The following is a 19,165-nucleotide window of genomic DNA, read 5'->3' on the forward strand; positions in this document are numbered from 1 at the left end:
GGTGCGGCGGGCGCGGGTGGGGCAAAACCTGTCACGCAATCTCCCAAAACCTTGATTGGCATTCGAGAACGCGCTTGGGTAGACCCGGACGGGGGAACGAGACAAGGGCAAGGCACTCATGCGCAGCATTGCAGGTATGGTGGCGGCGGGCTGGATCGCGCTGGCAGGGGCGGTCAGCGCCCAGGATAACCCGGTCGTGGTCGAGCTTTTCACCTCGCAGGGCTGCTCCTCCTGTCCACCGGCGGATGCCATCCTGGCCGAGCTGAGCGACCGCGACGACGTGATCCCGCTGGCGCTGCATGTCGATTACTGGGACTACATCGGCTGGAAAGACGCCTTTGCCCAGAACGCCTTTACCAAGCGGCAAAAGGCCTATGCCCGCACCGGCGGATGGAAGATGATCTATACGCCGCAGATGGTCATCAACGGCGAGGACGATGTCGTCGGCTCACGTCCGATGAAACTGTCCAAGCTGATCCGCAAACATGCCGAACAGCCGGCGCATGTGAGCCTGTCGGTCACCCGTGACGGCGATGCCATTGTCATTCGCGCCGAGGCGCTGCAAGCGATGCGGCCCTGCGACGTGCATGTCGTGCGGTATGACCCGGCCGAGGAAATCACCATCACCCGGGGCGAGAACGCGGGTCACACGCTGACCTATACCAATATCGCGCGCCGCTGGGACGTGGTGGCCCGCTGGGACGGGCAGGGGCCCTACGAGGGTCGCGTGACCGTGGGGGCGGACACGCCCGTGGTTGTGCTGGTGCAGGACCCGAAGGATGGTCACATCGTGGCGGCGGCCCGCTTGCGCTGACGCTTCATCTGGCGCTTGGGTTTCCAGCGCCGGTGCGTCCACATCCATTGCCCCGGATCCTCCTTGATCCGCGCCTCCAGCCGCCGCGTCGCCTCGCGCATCATCTCGACCGGATCACCGTGCTCGATCGGTTCTTCGAGGATGGCGTCAAAGCCATAGCGGTCCGCGCGGCGGATGCCGAAATAGGGGATCAGCAGCGCCCCGGTCTTGAGCGCGATATCCGCCGGAGAGGTCACGGTGGGGGCCGGTTGACCCAGGAAATCTATCGGCACGCCGGAGCCGTCGAAGACGTCAAAGACCATCGCAAGGACACCGCCGCCGCGCACATGGCGCAGAAGGGCCTTCAGCCCGCCGGGCCCCTGGACAAAGACCGGTTCCGCCACGTCGCGATAGTTCTGGACGTAACGCGCGTTGGAATAGGGGTTCGACATGGCCCGCAAAAGCCCGCCCACCTCGTAGCCGCGCGCCACCAGCGCGCAGCGCGCGCAGATCGGGTTTCCGTAATGCCCGGAAAGCAGCAAGACCGGCCGCCCCTCGGCCCGGGCTTTTTCAAAGGCGGCCAGGCCGGGGCCGCCGACCGGGTAGGCGGCGCCCCGTTGCAGCATCTCGGTGGGGTCGTAATTCTCGATGAAGGCGCGGGCGAGGTTGTCGATGGCGGCATCGGCGATGCGGCGTCTTTCCTCGGGTGGGGTGTCGGGCCAGACGTGGTCGATGTTGGCCTCGACCCGGTCGTAGTACCCCAACGCAGGGGCCACGGCGTGGCGCACGATCCAGCTGGCCAGGTTCAGCCGGCGGCGCACGGGCAACAGGCGCAGCGCCCCGACAAAGATGTTCAGCCCGACGTCGGACAGGCGGTCCTGCCAGGTGCCGTGGACGACCTCGGGTTCCGCCTTGGGTTTGCCCGACTTCTCCGTTTTTGCCGTGTCCTTGCCGCTCACCGGGGGCCTCTCGTACAGATCGCCCCCGTTCTATGCAGGGCGGTGCCGGGCGGCAAGGGGCGGGGGCATCACTCTTCGTCGGGGGTCACCAGCTCGATCTCGCCCATGTCGACCAGGTCGCGGATCGCGCTGACCACCGAAGCCATCGCCTTTTCACCGACCTTGGCCTTGACCTCTCCCAGGCCAGAGGCCTCTTCGCGCAGGTTTTCGCCCAGGCGTTTGGACATGTTCGCATAGAGGAATTCGACCGCCTTCATGTCTTCGGGGGATCCCTGGGTGGCCGCGGCCAGCGCCAGGGCCATCGTGTCCGGCGGCACGTCGCGGGTGATCTTGGGCACGTCCATCGGGTTCAGCCGCTCGGGGATGTTCGCGAAGGTAAAGATCGCCTTGCGCACCGCCTCGGCAAAGGCCGCGTCTTCCTGTTCGAGGTTCTGCAACAGTTCCTCGCGCACGGCGGTGTTGGAATAGTTCAGGATGGCGCCCAGCCGTTCGTCGGGCCGCGCCTTGAAGGCCTTGGGCGGTTCCGCGTCGATCTGTGCCGCCAGGCTGAGGCCGATCCGGTCCACCGCGTCGGGCGTCACACCCGTGGTCATCGACACCGCGTAGGAAATCCGCCGCGCCTTGTCGCCGGGCAGTTTCGCCAGTACCTGCGCCGCCTTGCCGACGGCGATCTTGGACATCATGACGGCGGCGATTTCGATGCTTTCGGACATCACCAGCGTCTTGATCTGGTCCACGTCCAGCGCGTTGATCCGTGCCCAGGGATCGCCGGTCTGGCGCACTCCGGCCTCCTTGCGCAGGCGCATGGCGGTATGCGGGTTGATCTTGCCATCCAGCGCGTTCAGCGCACCGGCCATGTCGCCCGGAAAGGCCAGGCCAACCGATTCGAGCTCGTTCGAGAACTCTTCGACCACGGCGTTCAGCGTCTCGCGGTCGACGTAGCGCATGTTGCCCAGCAGCATCGTCAGCTCGGCCTGGTATTCGTCCGGCAGCGCGGCCAGCGGCACATCCGCGCCTTCGTTCAGCAGGAATTGCACGATGATGGCGGCCTTGGCCTTGCGGCTGAGGCGGGGCTTGCCACCGGGGGCGGATGGGGCAGGCAGGGCAGCGAGTGCGGACATCCGGTTCTTTCCGACCATGTTGTTGGGCTTTGGCCAAGGGGTAACGCCACAAGGTTTCCGGCCCGTTAAGCCCGATGCCGGGAATAGCCCCAGGAAGCGCCCGCAATTGTTGGGAAAATGCCTGTCTGCGTTAAGCCGCTGTCAAGCTTTGGCGGCCATGCCTTCCGCAAAACGAAACGGGCAGCCCGATGGGCCGCCCGCGAAAGTCCGGTCCTGCGCCCCGGGCGGGGCGCCGACGATCGTCAGCTGGACATTACCACGCAGCTGTTGCTTTCGTGGTCGTAGGTCATGCCGTCGGCACAGCTCATCGCTTGCTTGGTATGGGCCGGGCAGGCCATCGATAGCGCCGGTGCCACGATAAGGGCCGTCGCGGCGAAGATCGTCTTCAACTTCATCTTCATGGTCCTCCTGTCTGCGTGCATCCCAAAGGGTAGCACGCAACCGGCATCCGGCAAAAACAAACTTGCCCGGGGGCCCGGCGCCCGCGCAACATCCAGAAAACCCGCCCGGTTTCGGGGCGCTCAGTGATCGTGGTTCGCGATCCCGCGCCCGATCATGACATAGTTGACCGGCAGCGTGGCGATGAACCCGATCGGGATGGCAATGGCCATCGACAGCCAGAATGTCGCGCTCCAGACCGTGCCGGAGCTCATGCCGCCCATCAGGTAGTCGACACCGTTCATCACGGTTTCCATCGTCAGGATCGACACGGTCTCGCCCAGCCAGACCATGCCAAGGGCTGTGCCCAGTCCGACCCCCAGCCGCCGCGCCAGCGGGACAGAGGCCAGCGTCAGACCAAAGAGCAGTGCCAGGGAGGTCGTCAGGGCGATGATCGGCAAGGCGCTCAGCCCTAGCGACACGCCGATCACCAGCCCCAGCACTTCGCCGCTGACACAGCCGGTGGCACAATGGACCGTCGCCCAGAATGCGGCGGGCCATGTGGCGTGGTTGTCATGTCCGTCATCCTGCGCATCCTCGTGATGCGCAGGGGTATGCGTTTGATGTTCCATTCCCCTCAGGTAGAGGGCCCGAACACTCTGTCAAAGATCGTGTCGACATGCTTGGTATGATAGCCAAGGTCGAACTTCTCGTTGATCTCTTCCTCGGACAGGGCCGCGCGCACTTCTTCGTCGGCCAGCAGTTCCTCGCGAAAGTCGGTCCGGTGATCCCAGACTTTCATCGCGTTGCGCTGGACCAGACGGTAGGCATCCTCGCGGCTGACACCGGCCTGGGTCAGCGCCAGCAGCACCCGCTGCGACATGACGAGGCCGGGAAACTTGTTCATGTTGTCCAGCATGTTCTGCGGGTAGACCAGCAGCTTGTCGATGACGCTGGTAAGGCGCGACAGGGCAAAGTCGAGCGTGATGGTCGCATCCGGGCCGATGTTGCGCTCGACCGAGCTGTGCGAGATGTCACGCTCGTGCCAGAGGGCCACGTTCTCCATCGCCGGGACGACAGCCATGCGGACAAGGCGGGCAAGGCCGGTGAGGTTCTCGGTCAGCACCGGGTTCTTCTTGTGCGGCATCGCGGAAGACCCCTTTTGCCCCATCGAGAAGAATTCCGCGGCTTCCAGCACCTCGGTCCGCTGCATGTGGCGGATCTCGATGGCGACATTCTCGATGCTGCTGGCAATGACGCCGAGCGTGGCGAAAAACGCCGCGTGACGGTCGCGCGGGATCACCTGGGTGCTGATCGGTTCCGGCACCAGGCCCATCTGGTCGCAGACGTGCTCTTCGACCGCCGGGTCGATATTGGCAAAGGTGCCCACGGCACCGGAAATCGCGCCCGTGGCGATCTCGGCCCGCGCGTCGCGCATCCGGGACAGGTTGCGGTCCATCTCGGCGTAGAAGCGGGCAAAGGTCAGGCCCATCGTCGTCGGCTCGGCGTGGATGCCGTGCGACCGCCCGATGCGCACCGTGTCCTTGTGCTCGTAGGCGCGCTTCTTCAGCGCGGCCAGCAGGCCTTCGAGATCCTTGATCAGGATGTCGGAGGCACGCACCAGCTGGACGTTGAAACATGTGTCCAGCACGTCGGACGAGGTCATGCCCTGGTGGACGAACCGCGCCTCGTCGCTGCCGACGTGTTCGGCCAGGTGGGTCAGAAAGGCGATGACGTCATGTTTTGTCTCGCGCTCGATCTCGTCGATACGGTCGATGTCGAACTCGACGTCCTTGGCCTTCCAGACGGCCTTGGCGTTCTCTTTCGGGATCACGCCCAGCTCGGCCTGGGCGTCGCAGGCATGAGCTTCGATCTCGTACCAGATGCGGAACTTGGTTTCGGGGCTCCAGATGGCGACCATCTCGGGGCGCGAATAGCGGGGGATCATGGGCAGCCTCCTGCGGTGTCTCTTGGTCCGTCCGCTCATAGGCAAGGGCAGGGCGGGCGACAAGGCGGCACGCGCCTTCGCGACGATATGTCGGCGCGAAATTGTCGCCGCGTCGGAAACGAAACCTGCTGTTGTCGGCAAATTGTTCGGAGTTCGCCACCTTGTCGCCCCGTTTCCGCGGCACGGTAGGGCCAAATTGAGAAAGCTCGGAGCAGATCCATGTCCCAGACCGCCACCGCCGCCGGTTCCATTGTGCAGCGCGATCACGCGCAATGGTCGAAAAAACTGGACGCCAATGCCACGGCCCTGATCGTCCACGCCGCGCGAAAAAGCGGTCGCAACCCTGCCGCCATCGCGATGGAAATGATCCTCATGAAACGCGGCAAGGCAAGGATCTTCTTCGACGAATACGTCAAGTTCGGCCTCTACGACAAGGCGATCCAGGACGCGGACCGCGCCGCCTTTGTCGGCGCCCGGGTTCAGAACGAGGTGATCCACCAGTGCAATGACACCTCATGGTTCGCAGTCACCGAGGACAAGTGGCTGAGCAGCCGTGTGCTGGCAGAGGATGGCCTGCCGCAGCCCGAGACACTGGCCGTGGTCGACACCGGCCCCCGCCGCTATGCCGGCGGCCGGGTGCTGCGTACGCCCGAGGATCTGCGCGCCTTCCTGCAGGACGCAGAGTTTCCGCTGTTCGGCAAGCACAACCGCGGCCTGATGAGTGTCGGTGTCTTCATGATCGAAGGCGCCGACGAAGAAATGGTCTACCTGCGCGACAAGGGCGGCGTGACCTATGCCAAGTTCTTTGAACATGTGATCGGCAAGGATGCTTTCCTGCTGCAGAAAGTGGTCGAGAACTGCGCCTTCATCCGCCAGTTCACCAGCGCTGCCGCCACCATCCGCATGGTCAGCATGTTGGCCGACGATGGCCTGTATGTGCCCTCTGCGGTTCTGAAACTGCCGTCGTCCCGCAACCTGGCCGACAATTTCTGGCGTCCCGGCAACCTGCTGTGCAACATCGACCCGCAGACCGGCGAGGTGCTGCGCCTCGTAGCCACGGACGGACCCGGGCTGAAGGAACTGGACACCCATCCCGAAACCGACGTGCCGCTGGTGGGCGAGGTGCTGCCGCACTGGGACCGGGTGCTTGAGGTCAACGCCCGGGTGACGGAACTGCACACCCCGCTGCGCTACCAGAGCACCGACATCTGCATCACCGACGACGGGCCGGTGGTGGTCGAGGTCAATGCCGGCTCGTCCTTCAGCCTGCCGCAATACGCCAGCGGCACAGGGGTCCTGACACCGAAAGTGCGCGGTATCTTTCACGACTGGGGTGTGACCGCGGTCTGACTTCCCTCTCGGACCGGGGACCAGGACGGCGCCCTTGACCGGGGCGCCGTCTTTGGGGACCCTGCGGGCCTTCACAGGGAGACAGGCGTGCAGGACAGACGGTTGCAGGACTTCCTCGGGCGCTGGCAGATCCGGCGAGGGATCGTCCACGATGACGGCACGCGCGGTCAGTTCGAGGGCGAGGCCGCGTGGCGCGCCGAGGGGCGCGATGCGCTCTATCTTGAAACCGGGCGTCTGTCGCTGGGCGCGCAGGGCGCCTTTCAGGCCGAGCGCCGCTATCTCTGGTCCTCGGAGCTGACGGTCTTTTTCGAAGACGGCCGGTTGTTTCACGTAGTGCCGCCGCAAGGCGGCGACACCGCGCATTGGTGCCCGCCGGATCAATATGACGGCAGTTATGATTTCAGCCACTGGCCGCATTGGCAGGTGGTCTGGCGCGTCAGCGGGCCGCGCAAATCCTATGTCAGCACCACGCGGTATTCCCCGCTGGCCGGATCAACCCCATGATTTGGCACAAAAAGGTCCCTGTGCCGGATTGCATACAGCGGCATTCATATAACATACTGATTGTATGTTGTTTTTTCGCTTTACTTTGCACCTGCAGCAATTCAGGTTGCGCGCATCCACCGGAGCCATGACATGCCGCCCATCCAGGACCATCCGCTGCGTTTCAAGCTGGCCAACGAGTTGCACGCGCGCCCCTTTCCTTCGCTCACGGCGCCCTGCCGCGCGATCTACCTGGCGATCAAGCAGCCCAAGGAAGCCGCCGCCCGTGACCGGGGGGCCGACCTGAGGCACCTGCTTGACCTGCTCGACCGGCATGAAACCCCGCATCCCCAGCCCGGCGCCACGCATTACCAGGGCCGGATCGGGCAATTTATGCTGAAATGGGAACAACATACGGAATTCGTGACCTACACGGTCTTCATGCCGGGCCTGGGCGACCGCGCTTTTGACCCGGCGGATTTCGACGTCTTCCCGCCCGACTGGCTGGCGCGCGCGCCGGGCGTGCGGGTGACATCGGCCATGCTGCGCATCGACGAACGTCCCGCCGACGACGCGGCTGTCAGCCGCCAGTTGCACGACTGGCTGGTGCCCGAAAGCGTGGCCGTCAGCGAGGTGATCGACGGCGACGCGGTGATCGCGGGCGACTTCCGAATCGATCCGGCCGGCCACCAGCGCTTTGCCATCTTCGTGCGCGAGGGCATCGGCCAGCGCCGCGTGGGCCGCATCGTCCAGCGGCTTTGCGAGATCGAGACCTACAAGGCCATGTCGATGCTGGGCTTCACCCGCGTGCGTGAAATCTCGCCCCGGCTGGGCGAAATCGACACCGAGTTGACACGGCTGATGCAGATCATGACCGACGAGGACGGCCAGGAGGAAGGCACCCTCAAGGCGCTGCTCAAGGTTTCGGCCCAGCTGGAAAGCCTCTCGGCGCGCATGTCCTTTCGGCTGGGGGCGACCGGTGCCTACGAGGCCATCGTGGGCCAGCGCATCGAGGTGCTGCGCGAAGAGCGGTTCCAGGGGCGGCAGACCTTTTCCGAATTCATGATGCGCCGCTACGACCCGGCCATGCGTACGGTGAAAAGCGCCGAGCGCCGGCTGGAAAGCATGACCAATCGCGCCACCCGCGCCGCCGACCTGCTGCGCACCCGTGTCGAGGTGGGCCGTTCGGCGCAGAACCAGCAGCTTTTGGAAAGCATGAACAAACGGGCAGAGTTGCAATTGCAGCTGCAGAAGACGGTCGAGGGTCTTTCGGTGGTGGCGATCAGCTATTACGCGGTCTCGCTGGCGGGCTACCTGCTCTACCCGGTGGCGGAGTTGCTGGGGATCAGCAAAGGCATGATGACGGCGCTGGTGACGCTGCCGGTGGTGGTGGTGGTCTGGCTGATGATCCGCCGCATCCGGCACCATATGGAAGAGACCGGACCGGATCTGTAGGCGGTTCGCCGGGACGGGACTGTTTGCGGCTGCGCCGCAAAGGCGCCCGCCCGCCGACCCTTTGGACAGGCTGCGCCTGTTTTTCGCTCCGGGAGTCACCAAGGAACAAGCCTCGCCTGTTCCCCGGAGCCCTCCCTCGCTTTTTGAGGGCCTGAGCCAGCGCGCGGGGCGATGCAAGGGCACGCCGCCTGTCGGCGGGCCTGCGGCCCCTTGCATCCCCCCGCACCCCGGCTCTGATCGGCCTCAAGCGACGGAGGGCTCCGGGGAACAGGCTTGGGCCGATTGTCTGGGTGTGAAACGAGGAACGGCCCCGGAGAGGTCTCGGGGGCCGTTTTCCGGGGTCATTTGGGGGACTTATTCCGCCGGTTGCAAGGCGCCGCGCGGCGTTGCGGAGAGCAGGGCATTGGTCACCAGCCCGCCCACCGTGATGGCGGCCAGAGCGGCCAGGGCGGCGATCGAGAGGGTCGGCACGCCCGAGAGACCGGCGCCAACGGTGCAGCCGCCCGCCAGCACGCCGCCCACGCCCATCAGCGCGGCGCCGGCCAGGTAGCGGCCGGTCTCTGCCGGGGAAGAGAAGCTCTGCCACTGGAAGCGGCGTGCGGCCAGGGCCGAGACGAATGCGCCCAGGAAGACGCCGCCGATCAGGCCCACGCCGAAGCCCGCCGGGATCGAGGTCGAGGCGACGGTCCAGAACAGCGTGTCCGACCAGGTGGAGGTGAAGGCCAGGCTCTGCATCGCGATCGGGTCGAAATCGTCATAGAGGATGAAGCCGGTGCCGACCCAGCCCAGCGGTACCAGCAGGCCGATGAGCGCACCTCCCACAAGCGCCTGCCAGCGGTTGCCCGAGCGCAGCCCGTAGGCCAGCGCCGCGGCGGCCAGCAATGCGGTCCAGAGCGGGGCACCACCGGGCAGGGCGGCAAGGCTGGTGGTCTCTCCCAGCGGCAGGGTGGTCTGGGCCAGCGTCGTGCGCAGCGGGGCCAGAACGCCCTTGAGCGTCGCATGGGCCACCACCGCAAAGACCGCCAGGACGGTCAGCGCGCGCAGGTTGCCGGAGGCGGTCAGCACGGTCAGCCGCGAGACGCAGCCGCGCGTCAAGACCATGCCCGCGCCGAAGAGCAGCCCGCCGACGAGGATCGCCGCCACAGGCAGGTCACTTGCCATGAAGCGGTGATCGCCGAAGCTGATCCACTCCATCGCCACGGCGGCCTGTGTGCCCACCAGCGCAAAGGCCAGCGCGGTCAGCCAGACGCCAAGCGCGGCGCGCCTGTCCTCTCCGACAAGGCCACGGCGAAAGCAGAAACGGGTCCGCTCGGCCAAGAGGCCAAAGGCGGCGCCGAGGATCAGCGCGAACCAGACCGCGGCCTGCGGTGCGGTGAGAGTGTCGAAACCCAGCGATTCATACATGGCAGCCTCCGGGGTGCGGGACGTCGGGGAACAGGAATTTTGTCCCAAATGAGGGGCCAAACGCCGCAAGGCAAGCACATGATCCTTGCGGGGCGCCTTTGGAACCGGGACAGTTTCCCGGTTCTGCCTGTCTGGTGGGAAGACGTCATCCCCGCGCCCGCGCCGGGGCGGGTACCTGTTCGGGGCGCCGGGCCGCGCGCCGTGGGGTTATCCTTTTTTCGCCCCCGGGTGCTCTGCCAGCATGTCGCGCAGTTTTTGCACCGTGTTGAGGTTGCGCATCGTGCCGAGCCGCATCGCCGGGTGGGCCAGTTTCGACCGGCCCATGCCGTTGGGGTAATGGATGTAGAGCACGCCGGGACCGGGGTGCATCTCTTCGGTGCGCAGCCCCCGGGCCTCTGCGGCGGGGTCCTGCGGTACGGGGGCGTCGGTCAGAAAAAGACCACCTGTTGCGGCCTGGCGTCGGGAAAGGGCAGGGCGGCCAGGATCTGGTCAAGCTGGGCAAGGTCGCGGATGACGAGGTCCAGGGGTTTGCCGGCGTAGGTCTTTAGCGCCGCCGCCAGCCGGGCCTTGACCTCATCCGGTGGGGCGTCATGGGCAAAGACCGCGTTGCCGCTGGCGATCCAGGTTTGCGGTGCGCCGCCGCCGATCCTCTCGATCATGGCGCGCAGCTCTGCCATTGGCAGCTTGCCGGTGCCGCCGACATTCACCGCGCGCAGAAAGGCGGCATACCCCGCCATCACGAAAAAGACCGGCGGTTGGCACCGCCGGTCCCTGGTGTGTTCGGGGGGATGACGCTCACCGGCCCCGGATGCGCGGGTCCAGCGCGTCGCGCAACCCGTCGCCCAGGTAGTTGACCGACAGAACGGTCAGCGAGATGGCGATGCCGGGCAACAGCACGCGTTCCGGGAACTCCTCCATCCGCACCACCGCGTCGGCCAGCATCTTACCCCAGGTCGGAAAGTCCGAAGGGAAGCCCACGCCGAGGAACGACAAGGCCGATTCCGTGATGATCGCCGTGGCCAGACCCAGCGCCGCCGAGACCATGATCGGCGACAGGACGTTGGGCAGAAGGTGCCGCCGGATGATCTTGAACCGGGTTGTCCCGATCGAGCGGGCGGCCAGCACGAACTCGCGTTCCTTGATGGCCAGGATGTCGCCCCGCACGATCCGCGCCGTGGGCATCCAGGAGGTGACGGCAATCATCGTGACAATCAGGATGAACATGCCTCCCTCCAGCCCGAAACTGGCCGTCAGCGGTTGTCGGAACAGCGTTACCGCCAACAGCAACAGTGGCAGGATGGGCAGCGCAAGAAAGAGATCCGTGGTCCGCATCAGCAGCCCGTCGATCCTCTTGAAGTAGCCCGCCGCCACGCCGACGGCCGTGCCGATGAAAAGGCTCAGGATCATCGCGGCCCAGCCCACCGCCATCGAGGCGCGCCCGCCCGAAAGCATCTGCGCCAACTGGTCACGGCCCAGCTGGTCGGACCCGAGCGGTTTCAGCCAGCCGGTCTTGGCGTCCGCATCCCAGAGCGCGACATAGATCGGGCGAAAGTTCTTGTTGCGGATGTCGGGTTTTTGCGGGTCCACGTCGTAGAGCATTGGGCCGATCATCACCGCAAGGGTGATGAAGATCAGAAAGCCCAGGCCGAACGTGGCGCCCTTGTGCTTGCGGAACTGGTCCCAGACGTCCTTGGCGCGCGACCGCGGCGGTTTCGACGGTTCCTTGTCCGCAAGCGCTTCGATGGCCTGCAATGGCTCGTCCGCGGGAGTGGTGTTGTCAGTCATAGCGGATCCTCGGGTCAAGCAGGCCGTAGAGGATGTCGGCAACCAGGTTGAAGAGCACGATCAGCACGGCAAAGATGAAGGTCAGGGTCATGACCATCGGCAGGTCGTTGGCAAAGAGCGCGGTGATCAGCAGCTGGCCGATCCCGTTCACCTTGAACACCTGTTCGGTGATGATGGCGCCGCCGAAGATGGCCGGCACCCCCAGCGCGATCACGGTCACGACCGGGATCAGCGAGTTGCGCACGACATGGACGTTGACGACAATCGCCTCGCTCAGGCCCTTGGCGCGGGCGGTGCGGACATAGTCCTGATTGAGGTTGTCCAGCATCGAGGCGCGCATGTAGCGGCTCAGCTGGGCGGTGATCTGCAGCGCCAGAACCATGACCGGCATGATCATCTGCTGCAGCTGGATCTTGAAGCTGCCCCAGTCGTTCACGACGTGGGTGGTGTCGTAGATCGAGGGGAACCAGCCCAGCTGGACGGAAAAGACAACGATCAGCAGCGGGCCGGTGAAGAAGGGCGGGATCGAGAAGCCGATCATGGTCACGAAGGTGCCTGCCTGGTCAAAGACCGAATACTGCTTGTAAGCGGAATAGACGCCAACCGGGATGGCGATCAGGATGGCGACCACATAGGCCGTGCCGACCACCCAGAGTGTCTGCGGAATCCGCTGGATGATGATGTCCATGACCGGCGACCGGGTCTGCCACGAGATCACGCGTTGCGCGCCCTCTGTCATGTTGGTGCCGAAGGCCCAGTCGATAAAGACCTTGGGTTCGGTCCAGAAGACCTGCACCAGCCATTTCCAGTATTGCACAAGCGGCGGTTCGCCGAGGCCAAGCGCCTCGCGCATCTTCTGTTTCACCTCTGGCGGGACCGTGAGCGGCACCTGCGCCATCGGGTCGCCGGGGGCGAGTTGAAGCAGCATGAAGATGACAAAGCTGATGAAGAGAAGCGTCGGGATCGAAAGAACCAGACGTCGCGTCGCGTATGAGAGCATCGAGCGCCTCTGATTTTTGCGGCTTTGGGGCCGGGGGCAGGCCGGGCCGGGATAGGTCCGGCCTGCGGAAGGGGCGCGCCGGGCGCGCCCCGGTTGTCAGCCGATCAGTCGATCCGGTACCAGTCGGCCACGTTCCACAGCTCGCTGTCCCAGACGTTCAGCTTGACGCCGCCGAGGCTGTTGGAATGTGCCGAGAGGCGGCCACGGTGGACCAGCGGGATCATCCCGCCACGCTCAAAGGCCATGCGGCTCAGCTCGCGGCCGATGCGCTGACGTTCCGCCATGTCCGCGGTCTCGGACAGCTTCTTGTGCAGCGCGTCGTATTCCTCGTCGCAGAAGCGGCTGATGTTCTCGCCCTGCCACTGGGTTTCCGGACGCGGAGCCTTGTCGCACAGACCGTTGCCCAGGTAGGCCTGCGGGTCGGTGCCGTTGAAGGTGTTGGCGTACATTTCAACGTCGGCATAGAACTTCTGGAAGGTGTCGGGCGAACCCGGGTCGCCACCGAAGAAGACCGATGCATCGACCGAGCGCAGCTCGACTTCCATGCCGATCTGTTCCCACCAGTCCTTGATCAGCGCCTGAAAGTCCTGGCGGACGGCGTTGACGGAGGTCTGGTAGACGATCGACAGCGGCACGCCGTCCTTCTCGCGGATGCCGTCACCGTCGGTGTCGACGATGCCCGCATCGTCCAGCATCTTCTTGGCGCCCTCGATGTCCTGCACGTCGCAGCCTTCGATGTCGGCGGCAAAGGCGGCAGGGGCGGGGACCCAGGAACAGGACACGCGGCCGGCCTGGCCATAGCCGATTTCCACCAGCAGGTTGCGGTCGATGGCCATGGACATCGCCTTGTAGACCGCCGGATCACCCAGGAAGGGGTGCGGACGGATCACCGACCGTTCGTCCGGGCCAAGCGCCGGATCGGGGTTGGTGTTGTTCAGCATGATGCGTTCCAGCAGCGGGCCGAAGCCGGCCACCGGCACACCCATGCCGCCTGCTTCCATCTTGGCGATGACGTCGGGGGCAAGCTGCAGGTTCCAGGCATAGTCGAACTCGCCGGTTTCCATCACGGCGGTGCCCGCCGCGGCCGCCGAACCGCCGCCCTTGAAGGTCACGGTGGCGAAGGCCGGCTTGGCCGGGTCGCGGTAGTTGTCGTTGGCCTTCATGGTGATCACGTCGTTCGGCTTGAACTCGGTGACGACGAAGGGGCCGGTGCCGATCGGGTTGAAGTTCTGCTCGGTGCAGGTCGAGGCCGCGGCGCCGACGCAATTCTCGAACTGGGCTTTCTGCAGGATCGGGCTCTCACCGCCGACGAAGGGGCCGTAGGGGTTCGGGGTCGGGCCTTCGAAGGTGACCACGATGGTCGACTCGTCCGGGGTCTCGACCGAGGTCACGCCCTCGAACTTGGTGACCTGCGCGCAGCCGCCCTCGGGGTGGGTGCAGTATTCGTAGGTGAACTTGACGTCTTCGGAGGTCAGCGGCGAGCCGTCGGACCACAGGATGCCCGGGGTCAGTTTCCAGGTGATCTGGGTCAGGTCCTCGGAGACGCCGCCATTGGCCACGGTGGGGATCTCGTCGACCAGCCAGGGCACCAGTTCGCCGTTTTCATTGTAGCGTGCCAGCGGTTCGATGATCATCGACGAGGATTCGACGTCCTTGGTCCCGCCCGAGAGGAACGGGTTCAGGATCGACGGAGCCTGCCAGTAGATGATCTTGACGTCGCCGTCCGACGCGCGCTCGGCAAAGGCGGCGGGCGCCAGTGCAACAGCCGCGACAGCCCCGAGCATCAGGGTCTTGAGTCTCATGATATCACTCCATGTTGGTCGGGACCGGATGTCTTGCCCGGACCCTTCGTTGTAGCAGGATGGTCGGCCAGATGCGGCGACGAATGCAACCGTCATTTGCACATCGATGAACCGGACCCCCCACGCGTTCCCCATCGAAAGCAGAACATGCGCAAAATGCAAGCATTGCCTAACGTAAAAGCACTGCGGGTCTTTACAGGCGGCCTGCGCAGCCCATAGCCTTTGCGTTCAGGACATGGGGAGCACGCAACAATGCTGGACAGCGCACCGAACTCGCAGACCGCCGGACCGATCGCGCGGATCGATCAGTTGCGGGTGGAGTTCCAGACCAAGGATGGCCCGGTCGTCGGCGTCGAGGATGTCAGTTTCGACATCGGCCCGGGGGAAACGGTCTGCGTTGTGGGCGAATCCGGCTCGGGCAAATCGGTGTCCTCGCTCTCGCTGATGCGGCTGGTGGAATACGGCGGCGGCGACATCGCCGGTGGCCGGTTGCTGTTCGACCGCAAGGAAGGCGGCGAGGTCGACCTGTGCACGCTGGATCAGCGTCACATGCGCGACATTCGCGGCAATGAGATCGGCATGATTTTCCAGGAGCCGATGACCGCGCTGAACCCGGTTTTCACGGTCAAGAAGCAGCTGACAGAGGGTCTGCGTGTACATCGCGGCATGAGTGCCAAGCAGGCCGAGGCCCGCGCCGTGGAACTGCTCCGCGAGGTGCGTATCCCCGAACCGGAACGCCGGCTGAACCAGTACCCGCACGAATTGTCGGGCGGGATGCGCCAGCGCGTGGTGATTGCGATGGCGATGGCCTGCAAGCCGCGCCTGCTGATCGCGGACGAACCGACCACCGCGCTTGACGTCACCATCCAGGCGGAAATCCTTGCGCTGATGGACCGGCTCAAGCGTGAGACCGGGACCGCGGTGATGTTCATCACGCATGACATGGCCGTGGTCGCCCAGATGGCCGACAAGGTCGTGGTCATGTTCCGCGGCAACAAGGTCGAGGAAGGCACCGTCGAGGAAATCTTCGAGAACCCGAAGCACCCTTATACCAAGGCGCTTCTGGCCGCTGTCCCCAAACTGGGAGAGATGACGGGCAAGGACCTGCCCGAACCGATGAAGCTGGTCGGCCGCACCGACCAGGATCTCAAGCCCATTCCCGGCACCAACGAACCGCTGCTGACGGTCGAGGGGCTGACCACGCGCTTTGCGGTCAAGGGCGGCTTTTTCCGCCGCACGGTGGCCAATGTCCACGCGGTCGAGGATGTCTCCTTTGTCGTGAACAAGGGCCAGACGCTCAGCCTCGTCGGCGAATCCGGTTGCGGCAAGTCCACCGCCGGGCGGTCGATCCTGCGGCTGGTGGAACCGCTGGCGGGCAAGGTCGATCTCGACGGCACCGACATCATGGCGCTGGGCACCAACGGGCTGCGCGAGGCGCGGCGCGACATGCAGATGATCTTTCAGGATCCCTTCGCCTCGCTGAACCCGCAGTTGCAACTGGCCGACCAGGTGGCCGAACCGATCCACAACTACGGCATCGAGACTGGCAGCGCCGTCTCGGATCATGTCGCGCAGCTGTTCGACCGGGTCGAACTGCCGCGCAGCTTCATGCGCCGCTATCCGCACGAACTCTCGGGCGGCCAGCGTCAGCGCATCGCCATCGCCCGTGCCCTGGCCCTGCGGCCCCGCCTGATCGTCGCGGACGAGGCGGTCAGCGCGCTGGACGTCTCTGTGCAGGCGCAGGTCATCAACCTGATGATGGAACTGCAGGCCGACATGGGGCTGGGCTATCTCTTCATCAGTCACGACATGGCCGTGGTCGAGCGGGTCAGCCATTATGTCGGCGTCATGTACCTGGGCCGGATCGTCGAGCTGGGGCCGCGCCGCGCCGTCTTCGAGGACCCGCGTCACCCCTATACACAGGCCCTGATGAAGGCGGTCCCGATCGCCGACCCGCGCCGTCGCAAGTCGGAAAAGGATCTCAACTTCAAGCCGATCCCCTCGCCGATCCATCCGGTCGACTACGAAGCCGCGCCCTCGGAATACGAAGAGGTCAGCCCGGGCCACAAGGTCCTGATCACCGACAGCGGTTACTGACGGGGCAGGGCGTGGCGGCGGGGTTGCGGATCTGGCGGTTCGACGGCCCTCCCCCCTGCACGCCCGATGATCCCCGCCTGGATGACTCCCCCTGGCTGGAAGATATCGTCGGGTCGAGCCCGGCGCTCGCTTTTGGCCCGCACGAGGACCTGCGCGCCGTTTTCGACCGTCACCTGCCGGGCCTGCGCTGGAACGACAACGGCGATGCGGCATTCTTTCGGCGGGACCGCTTTCAGGTTCAACTGCGGCTGCCGGGACCTGACAGCCGTGCCATCAGCCTGGCCATCGACGAATGGGGTGCCACCGAATGCTTGTTGCGCGCCATCGAGGCAGAGAACCCGGACTGGCACTGTAGCTGGTACGGCGGCACCTGGCTGCGCGACGCGCCCGCGGGGGCGGGGCGCTGAGCGATGCGGGCCCTGCGCATATCGCTGATCCTGCTGGCGCTTTGGCTATCCGCCTGCACGCCGCCACCGGGCCCTCCCGCGCGCAGCCCCGGCGCCCTGCGCGTGGCCAGCCACAACGTGCATTTCATCCGCATGACCGAACCGCGCGGCCCCTGGTCGCTGGCCGACTGGGAGGCGCGCAAACAGGCGCTGGATGCGGTGTTCAAGGAGGTGGACGCCGATCTCGTCGCCTTTCAGGAGATGGTCAGCATCGGCCCGGACGCCAACCGCGACGTGAACCTGGCGCGCGACTGGCTGCTGTCGCGCAACCCGGGATACGGTCTTGCGGCCACGGGCGACTGGCGGCGTTTTCCCACGCGGCAGCCGATCTTCTACCGCACCGACCGCCTGCGCCTTCTGGACCAGGGCTGGTTCTACTACGACGCGCCCGAGGTCGTGGCGCAGGACCGCCGGCGTCCGGGGTTCTGGATCTACTACGCCTCCTGGGCGGATTTCGCGGGGCCGGAGGGGCAACGCTTTCGGGTCTACAATGTGCATTTCCACTTTCTTGACGCGGCCAAGCGCCGCCACGCGGCGCGTCGCCTGGCGGCCCATGTCCGGCCTGCGATGGAAAAAGGCCTGCCGGTGATCGTGCTGGGCGACATGAACGCGCTCTCGGGCTGGCGCACCGTGCGAATCCTGCGCGAGGCGGGGGTGCAGACCCATGATCCGCGCGACAGCAGCTTTCATTTCAACCGGGGCTTGCACATCCTGCCCGCCATCGACCGGCTGGGCCGGGCGCCGGGCGTGCGGCTTGTGGGCGGTCCCTGGGGGCTGCATGGCAAAAGAGCGGGCGACTGGCCCTCGGACCACTACCCGGTGGTTGCGGATATCGCCCTGCCATGACAGGCATGGGCCATCCGCCACATCAAGAACGAGGTGAGAATGGCCGAGGTGCTGTCCCCCCGCGCGCTGCTGGACAAGCTGGTGAGCTTTCCCACCGTCAGCCGCGACACCAACCTGCCGCTGATCGACTGGGTGCAGGATTATCTCGCCTCGCACGGGATCGAGGCCGGGCGCCACGTCAAGCCGGACGAGCCTGAAAAGGCCGCGCTTTTTGCCCATGTCGGGCCGTGGGAAGAGGGCGGCGTCGTGCTTTCGGGGCACACGGACGTGGTGCCGGTGGACGGGCAGGACTGGTCCACCGATCCCTTTTGCGTGACCGAGAAGGACGGCCGCCTCTATGGGCGTGGCACCACCGACATGAAGGGCTTTGACGCGCTGGCGATCTGGGCCCTGGTCGAGGCGAAACGGCGCGGCGTGACACGTCCCCTTCAGATCGCGCTCTCCTACGACGAGGAAATCGGCTGTGCCGGCGCGCCGCCCCTGATCGAGGCCATGTCCGGCCTGCCGCGCGCGCGCGACGTCATCGTGGGCGAACCGACGATGATGAAGGCGGTGACCGGCCACAAGGGCGGTGTGACCTTCTGGGTGCATGTGCATGGCTTCGAGGTCCACAGCTCGCTGTTGCACACCGGGGTCAGCGCGATCATGTGGGGGGCCGAGATGATTTGCTGGGCCAACCGGATGAACGCCGAGTTGCAGGCGGCGGAGCCGCAGGGCATGGCGGGGCTCTTCGACCCGCCCTACACCAATGTCCACGTCGGCCAGATCCACGGCGGCACGGCGCACAACATCGCGGCCAAGGACTGCGAGTTCGGCTTCGGCTATCGGGTGGTGCCGGGCGAGACGCTGGACCAGTGGCGCCGCCTGACCGAGGAAAAGGCCGCCGACCTGGCCGCGCAGATGCAACAGATCCGCCCCGAGGCCCGGATCGAGCTGGAAGAGAAATTCAGCCTGCCGCCTTTCGCCCCGGAAGAGGACAACAGCGCCGAGGCGCTGGTGCGCCAGATCACCGGCGACAACTCGGAAAACTTCGTCAGCTATGGCACCGAGGCAAGCCATTTCCAGGTCGCCGGCTACAAGGCCGTGGTCTGCGGCCCCGGCAGCATCACCGTTGCGCATCAGCCCGACGAGTACATCACGTTTGCACAGTTCGAGGAAGGCCAGCGGTTCATGGACCGCCTGCTGGAGCGCTTGGCATGAGCGGGGCTCTGTCAGGGGGCGCTGTCCCCTCGGCCTGCGGCCTCACCCCCGGAGATATTTGGAGAGAGAAGAAACAGGGGCGCGCGCCTGGCGTCTTC

The 19,165-nt window shown here is 65.5% G+C and carries 19 protein-coding genes; 8 read left to right on the forward strand and 11 right to left on the reverse strand.

Features of this window, described 5'->3' with window-relative positions:
• The first annotated feature begins 118 nt into the window (after window positions 1–118).
• Window positions 119–814, forward strand: coding sequence for a DUF1223 domain-containing protein (locus KZZ07_RS05880; RefSeq protein WP_219512861.1), 696 nt, complete (start codon window positions 119–121; stop codon window positions 812–814).
• Here the strand turns inward: KZZ07_RS05880 and KZZ07_RS05885 are convergent.
• The 5 genes from KZZ07_RS05885 to purB all read right to left on the reverse strand — a co-directional run bounded on the left by KZZ07_RS05885 (window position 784) and on the right by purB (window position 5,199).
• A complete protein-coding gene (locus KZZ07_RS05885) occupies window positions 784–1,752 on the reverse strand; it encodes a lysophospholipid acyltransferase family protein (protein WP_370631077.1) in 969 nt (322 codons plus the stop codon). The genes KZZ07_RS05880 and KZZ07_RS05885 overlap by 31 nt on opposite strands.
• Window positions 1,753–1,820: 68 nt before the next feature.
• The gene (locus KZZ07_RS05890) at window positions 1,821–2,873 is read right to left on the reverse strand and encodes a flagellar motor switch protein FliG (protein WP_219512862.1); all 1,053 of its coding nucleotides are present in this window, start codon (window positions 2,871–2,873) and stop codon (window positions 1,821–1,823) included.
• Between the two features lie 242 nt (window positions 2,874–3,115).
• Window positions 3,116–3,268 (reverse strand): hypothetical protein, encoded by a 153-nt coding sequence (locus tag KZZ07_RS05895; protein WP_219513107.1) that lies wholly within the window; start codon window positions 3,266–3,268, stop codon window positions 3,116–3,118.
• A gap of 126 nt (window positions 3,269–3,394) precedes the next feature.
• Window positions 3,395–3,883 (reverse strand): DUF4396 domain-containing protein, encoded by a 489-nt coding sequence (locus KZZ07_RS05900; protein ID WP_219512863.1) that lies wholly within the window; start codon window positions 3,881–3,883, stop codon window positions 3,395–3,397.
• A gap of 5 nt (window positions 3,884–3,888) precedes the next feature.
• Window positions 3,889–5,199 (reverse strand): adenylosuccinate lyase, encoded by a 1,311-nt coding sequence (gene purB, locus KZZ07_RS05905; protein WP_219512864.1) that lies wholly within the window; start codon window positions 5,197–5,199, stop codon window positions 3,889–3,891.
• Window positions 5,200–5,418: 219 nt separating this feature from the next.
• Between purB and KZZ07_RS05910 the strand changes: the two genes are divergently transcribed.
• The 3 genes from KZZ07_RS05910 to KZZ07_RS05920 all read left to right on the forward strand — a co-directional run bounded on the left by KZZ07_RS05910 (window position 5,419) and on the right by KZZ07_RS05920 (window position 8,487).
• Window positions 5,419–6,549, forward strand: a complete 1,131-nt coding sequence (locus KZZ07_RS05910) for a sugar-transfer associated ATP-grasp domain-containing protein (RefSeq protein ID WP_219512865.1) — start codon at window positions 5,419–5,421, stop codon at window positions 6,547–6,549.
• Between the two features lie 87 nt (window positions 6,550–6,636).
• Complete coding sequence (locus KZZ07_RS05915; RefSeq protein WP_300533851.1) at window positions 6,637–7,053, forward strand: DUF6314 family protein; 417 nt, start codon at window positions 6,637–6,639, stop codon at window positions 7,051–7,053.
• A 132-nt stretch (window positions 7,054–7,185) separates the two neighbouring features.
• A complete protein-coding gene (locus KZZ07_RS05920) occupies window positions 7,186–8,487 on the forward strand; it encodes a DUF3422 family protein (RefSeq protein ID WP_219512866.1) in 1,302 nt (433 codons plus the stop codon).
• 354 nt (window positions 8,488–8,841) lie between these two features.
• Here KZZ07_RS05920 and KZZ07_RS05925 read toward each other — a convergent pair whose 3' ends face one another.
• From KZZ07_RS05925 to KZZ07_RS05950, 6 genes are all read right to left on the reverse strand, one after another.
• The gene (locus KZZ07_RS05925; protein ID WP_219512867.1) at window positions 8,842–9,891 is read right to left on the reverse strand and encodes a YeeE/YedE family protein; all 1,050 of its coding nucleotides are present in this window, start codon (window positions 9,889–9,891) and stop codon (window positions 8,842–8,844) included.
• 207 nt (window positions 9,892–10,098) lie between these two features.
• A complete protein-coding gene (locus tag KZZ07_RS05930) occupies window positions 10,099–10,260 on the reverse strand; it encodes a hypothetical protein (RefSeq protein WP_219512868.1) in 162 nt (53 codons plus the stop codon).
• Window positions 10,261–10,319: 59 nt separating this feature from the next.
• Window positions 10,320–10,628 carry a DUF1697 domain-containing protein gene (locus KZZ07_RS05935; RefSeq protein WP_219512870.1) on the reverse strand — a complete coding sequence of 103 codons (309 nt, stop codon included), beginning with the start codon at window positions 10,626–10,628 and terminating at the stop codon, window positions 10,320–10,322.
• Between the two features lie 58 nt (window positions 10,629–10,686).
• Window positions 10,687–11,676 carry an ABC transporter permease gene (locus tag KZZ07_RS05940; protein ID WP_219512871.1) on the reverse strand — a complete coding sequence of 330 codons (990 nt, stop codon included), beginning with the start codon at window positions 11,674–11,676 and terminating at the stop codon, window positions 10,687–10,689.
• Window positions 11,669–12,676 (reverse strand): ABC transporter permease, encoded by a 1,008-nt coding sequence (locus KZZ07_RS05945; protein ID WP_219512872.1) that lies wholly within the window; start codon window positions 12,674–12,676, stop codon window positions 11,669–11,671. The genes KZZ07_RS05940 and KZZ07_RS05945 overlap by 8 nt, the downstream gene beginning before the upstream one ends.
• Before the next feature lie 104 nt (window positions 12,677–12,780).
• Window positions 12,781–14,478 carry a peptide ABC transporter substrate-binding protein gene (locus KZZ07_RS05950; RefSeq protein WP_219512873.1) on the reverse strand — a complete coding sequence of 566 codons (1,698 nt, stop codon included), beginning with the start codon at window positions 14,476–14,478 and terminating at the stop codon, window positions 12,781–12,783.
• Between the two features lie 252 nt (window positions 14,479–14,730).
• Between KZZ07_RS05950 and KZZ07_RS05955 the strand changes: the two genes are divergently transcribed.
• From KZZ07_RS05955 to argE, 4 genes are read left to right on the forward strand one after another with little or no spacing between them, the layout of a single operon-like run.
• Window positions 14,731–16,575, forward strand: a complete 1,845-nt coding sequence (locus KZZ07_RS05955) for an ABC transporter ATP-binding protein (protein ID WP_219512874.1) — start codon at window positions 14,731–14,733, stop codon at window positions 16,573–16,575.
• Window positions 16,576–16,586: 11 nt separating this feature from the next.
• Window positions 16,587–16,982: a hypothetical protein gene (locus tag KZZ07_RS05960; RefSeq protein WP_219512875.1), complete on the forward strand. Its 396-nt coding sequence runs from the start codon at window positions 16,587–16,589 to the stop codon at window positions 16,980–16,982.
• Window positions 16,983–16,985: 3 nt separating this feature from the next.
• Window positions 16,986–17,867: an endonuclease/exonuclease/phosphatase family protein gene (locus tag KZZ07_RS05965; RefSeq protein ID WP_219512877.1), complete on the forward strand. Its 882-nt coding sequence runs from the start codon at window positions 16,986–16,988 to the stop codon at window positions 17,865–17,867.
• Between the two features lie 39 nt (window positions 17,868–17,906).
• Window positions 17,907–19,067: an acetylornithine deacetylase gene (gene argE / locus KZZ07_RS05970; protein WP_219512880.1), complete on the forward strand. Its 1,161-nt coding sequence runs from the start codon at window positions 17,907–17,909 to the stop codon at window positions 19,065–19,067.
• Window positions 19,068–19,165 lie beyond the last annotated feature (98 nt).

Source organism: Mameliella sp. CS4, from assembly GCF_019392335.1.
Lineage (GTDB): Bacteria > Pseudomonadota > Alphaproteobacteria > Rhodobacterales > Rhodobacteraceae > Antarctobacter.

Bases quoted from the DNA above. Each gene is read 5' to 3' on its own strand.
- KZZ07_RS05950 (WP_219512873.1), bottom strand. From the start codon at position 14,478: ATGAGACTCAAGACCCTGATGCTCGGGGCTGTCGCGGCTGTTGCACTG.
- purB (WP_219512864.1), bottom strand. From the start codon at position 5,199: ATGATCCCCCGCTATTCGCGCCCCGAGATGGTCGCCATCTGGAGCCCC.
- KZZ07_RS05925 (WP_219512867.1), bottom strand. From the start codon at position 9,891: ATGTATGAATCGCTGGGTTTCGACACTCTCACCGCACCGCAGGCCGCG.
- KZZ07_RS05955 (WP_219512874.1), top strand. From the start codon at position 14,731: ATGCTGGACAGCGCACCGAACTCGCAGACCGCCGGACCGATCGCGCGG.
- KZZ07_RS05920 (WP_219512866.1), top strand. From the start codon at position 7,186: ATGCCGCCCATCCAGGACCATCCGCTGCGTTTCAAGCTGGCCAACGAG.
- KZZ07_RS05945 (WP_219512872.1), bottom strand. From the start codon at position 12,676: ATGCTCTCATACGCGACGCGACGTCTGGTTCTTTCGATCCCGACGCTT.
- KZZ07_RS05935 (WP_219512870.1), bottom strand. From the start codon at position 10,628: ATGGCGGGGTATGCCGCCTTTCTGCGCGCGGTGAATGTCGGCGGCACC.
- KZZ07_RS05940 (WP_219512871.1), bottom strand. From the start codon at position 11,676: ATGACTGACAACACCACTCCCGCGGACGAGCCATTGCAGGCCATCGAA.
- KZZ07_RS05930 (WP_219512868.1), bottom strand. From the start codon at position 10,260: ATGCACCCCGGTCCCGGCGTGCTCTACATCCATTACCCCAACGGCATG.
- KZZ07_RS05880 (WP_219512861.1), top strand. From the start codon at position 119: ATGCGCAGCATTGCAGGTATGGTGGCGGCGGGCTGGATCGCGCTGGCA.
- KZZ07_RS05890 (WP_219512862.1), bottom strand. From the start codon at position 2,873: ATGTCCGCACTCGCTGCCCTGCCTGCCCCATCCGCCCCCGGTGGCAAG.
- KZZ07_RS05965 (WP_219512877.1), top strand. From the start codon at position 16,986: ATGCGGGCCCTGCGCATATCGCTGATCCTGCTGGCGCTTTGGCTATCC.
- KZZ07_RS05895 (WP_219513107.1), bottom strand. From the start codon at position 3,268: ATGAAGTTGAAGACGATCTTCGCCGCGACGGCCCTTATCGTGGCACCG.
- KZZ07_RS05900 (WP_219512863.1), bottom strand. From the start codon at position 3,883: ATGGAACATCAAACGCATACCCCTGCGCATCACGAGGATGCGCAGGAT.
- argE (WP_219512880.1), top strand. From the start codon at position 17,907: ATGGCCGAGGTGCTGTCCCCCCGCGCGCTGCTGGACAAGCTGGTGAGC.
- KZZ07_RS05910 (WP_219512865.1), top strand. From the start codon at position 5,419: ATGTCCCAGACCGCCACCGCCGCCGGTTCCATTGTGCAGCGCGATCAC.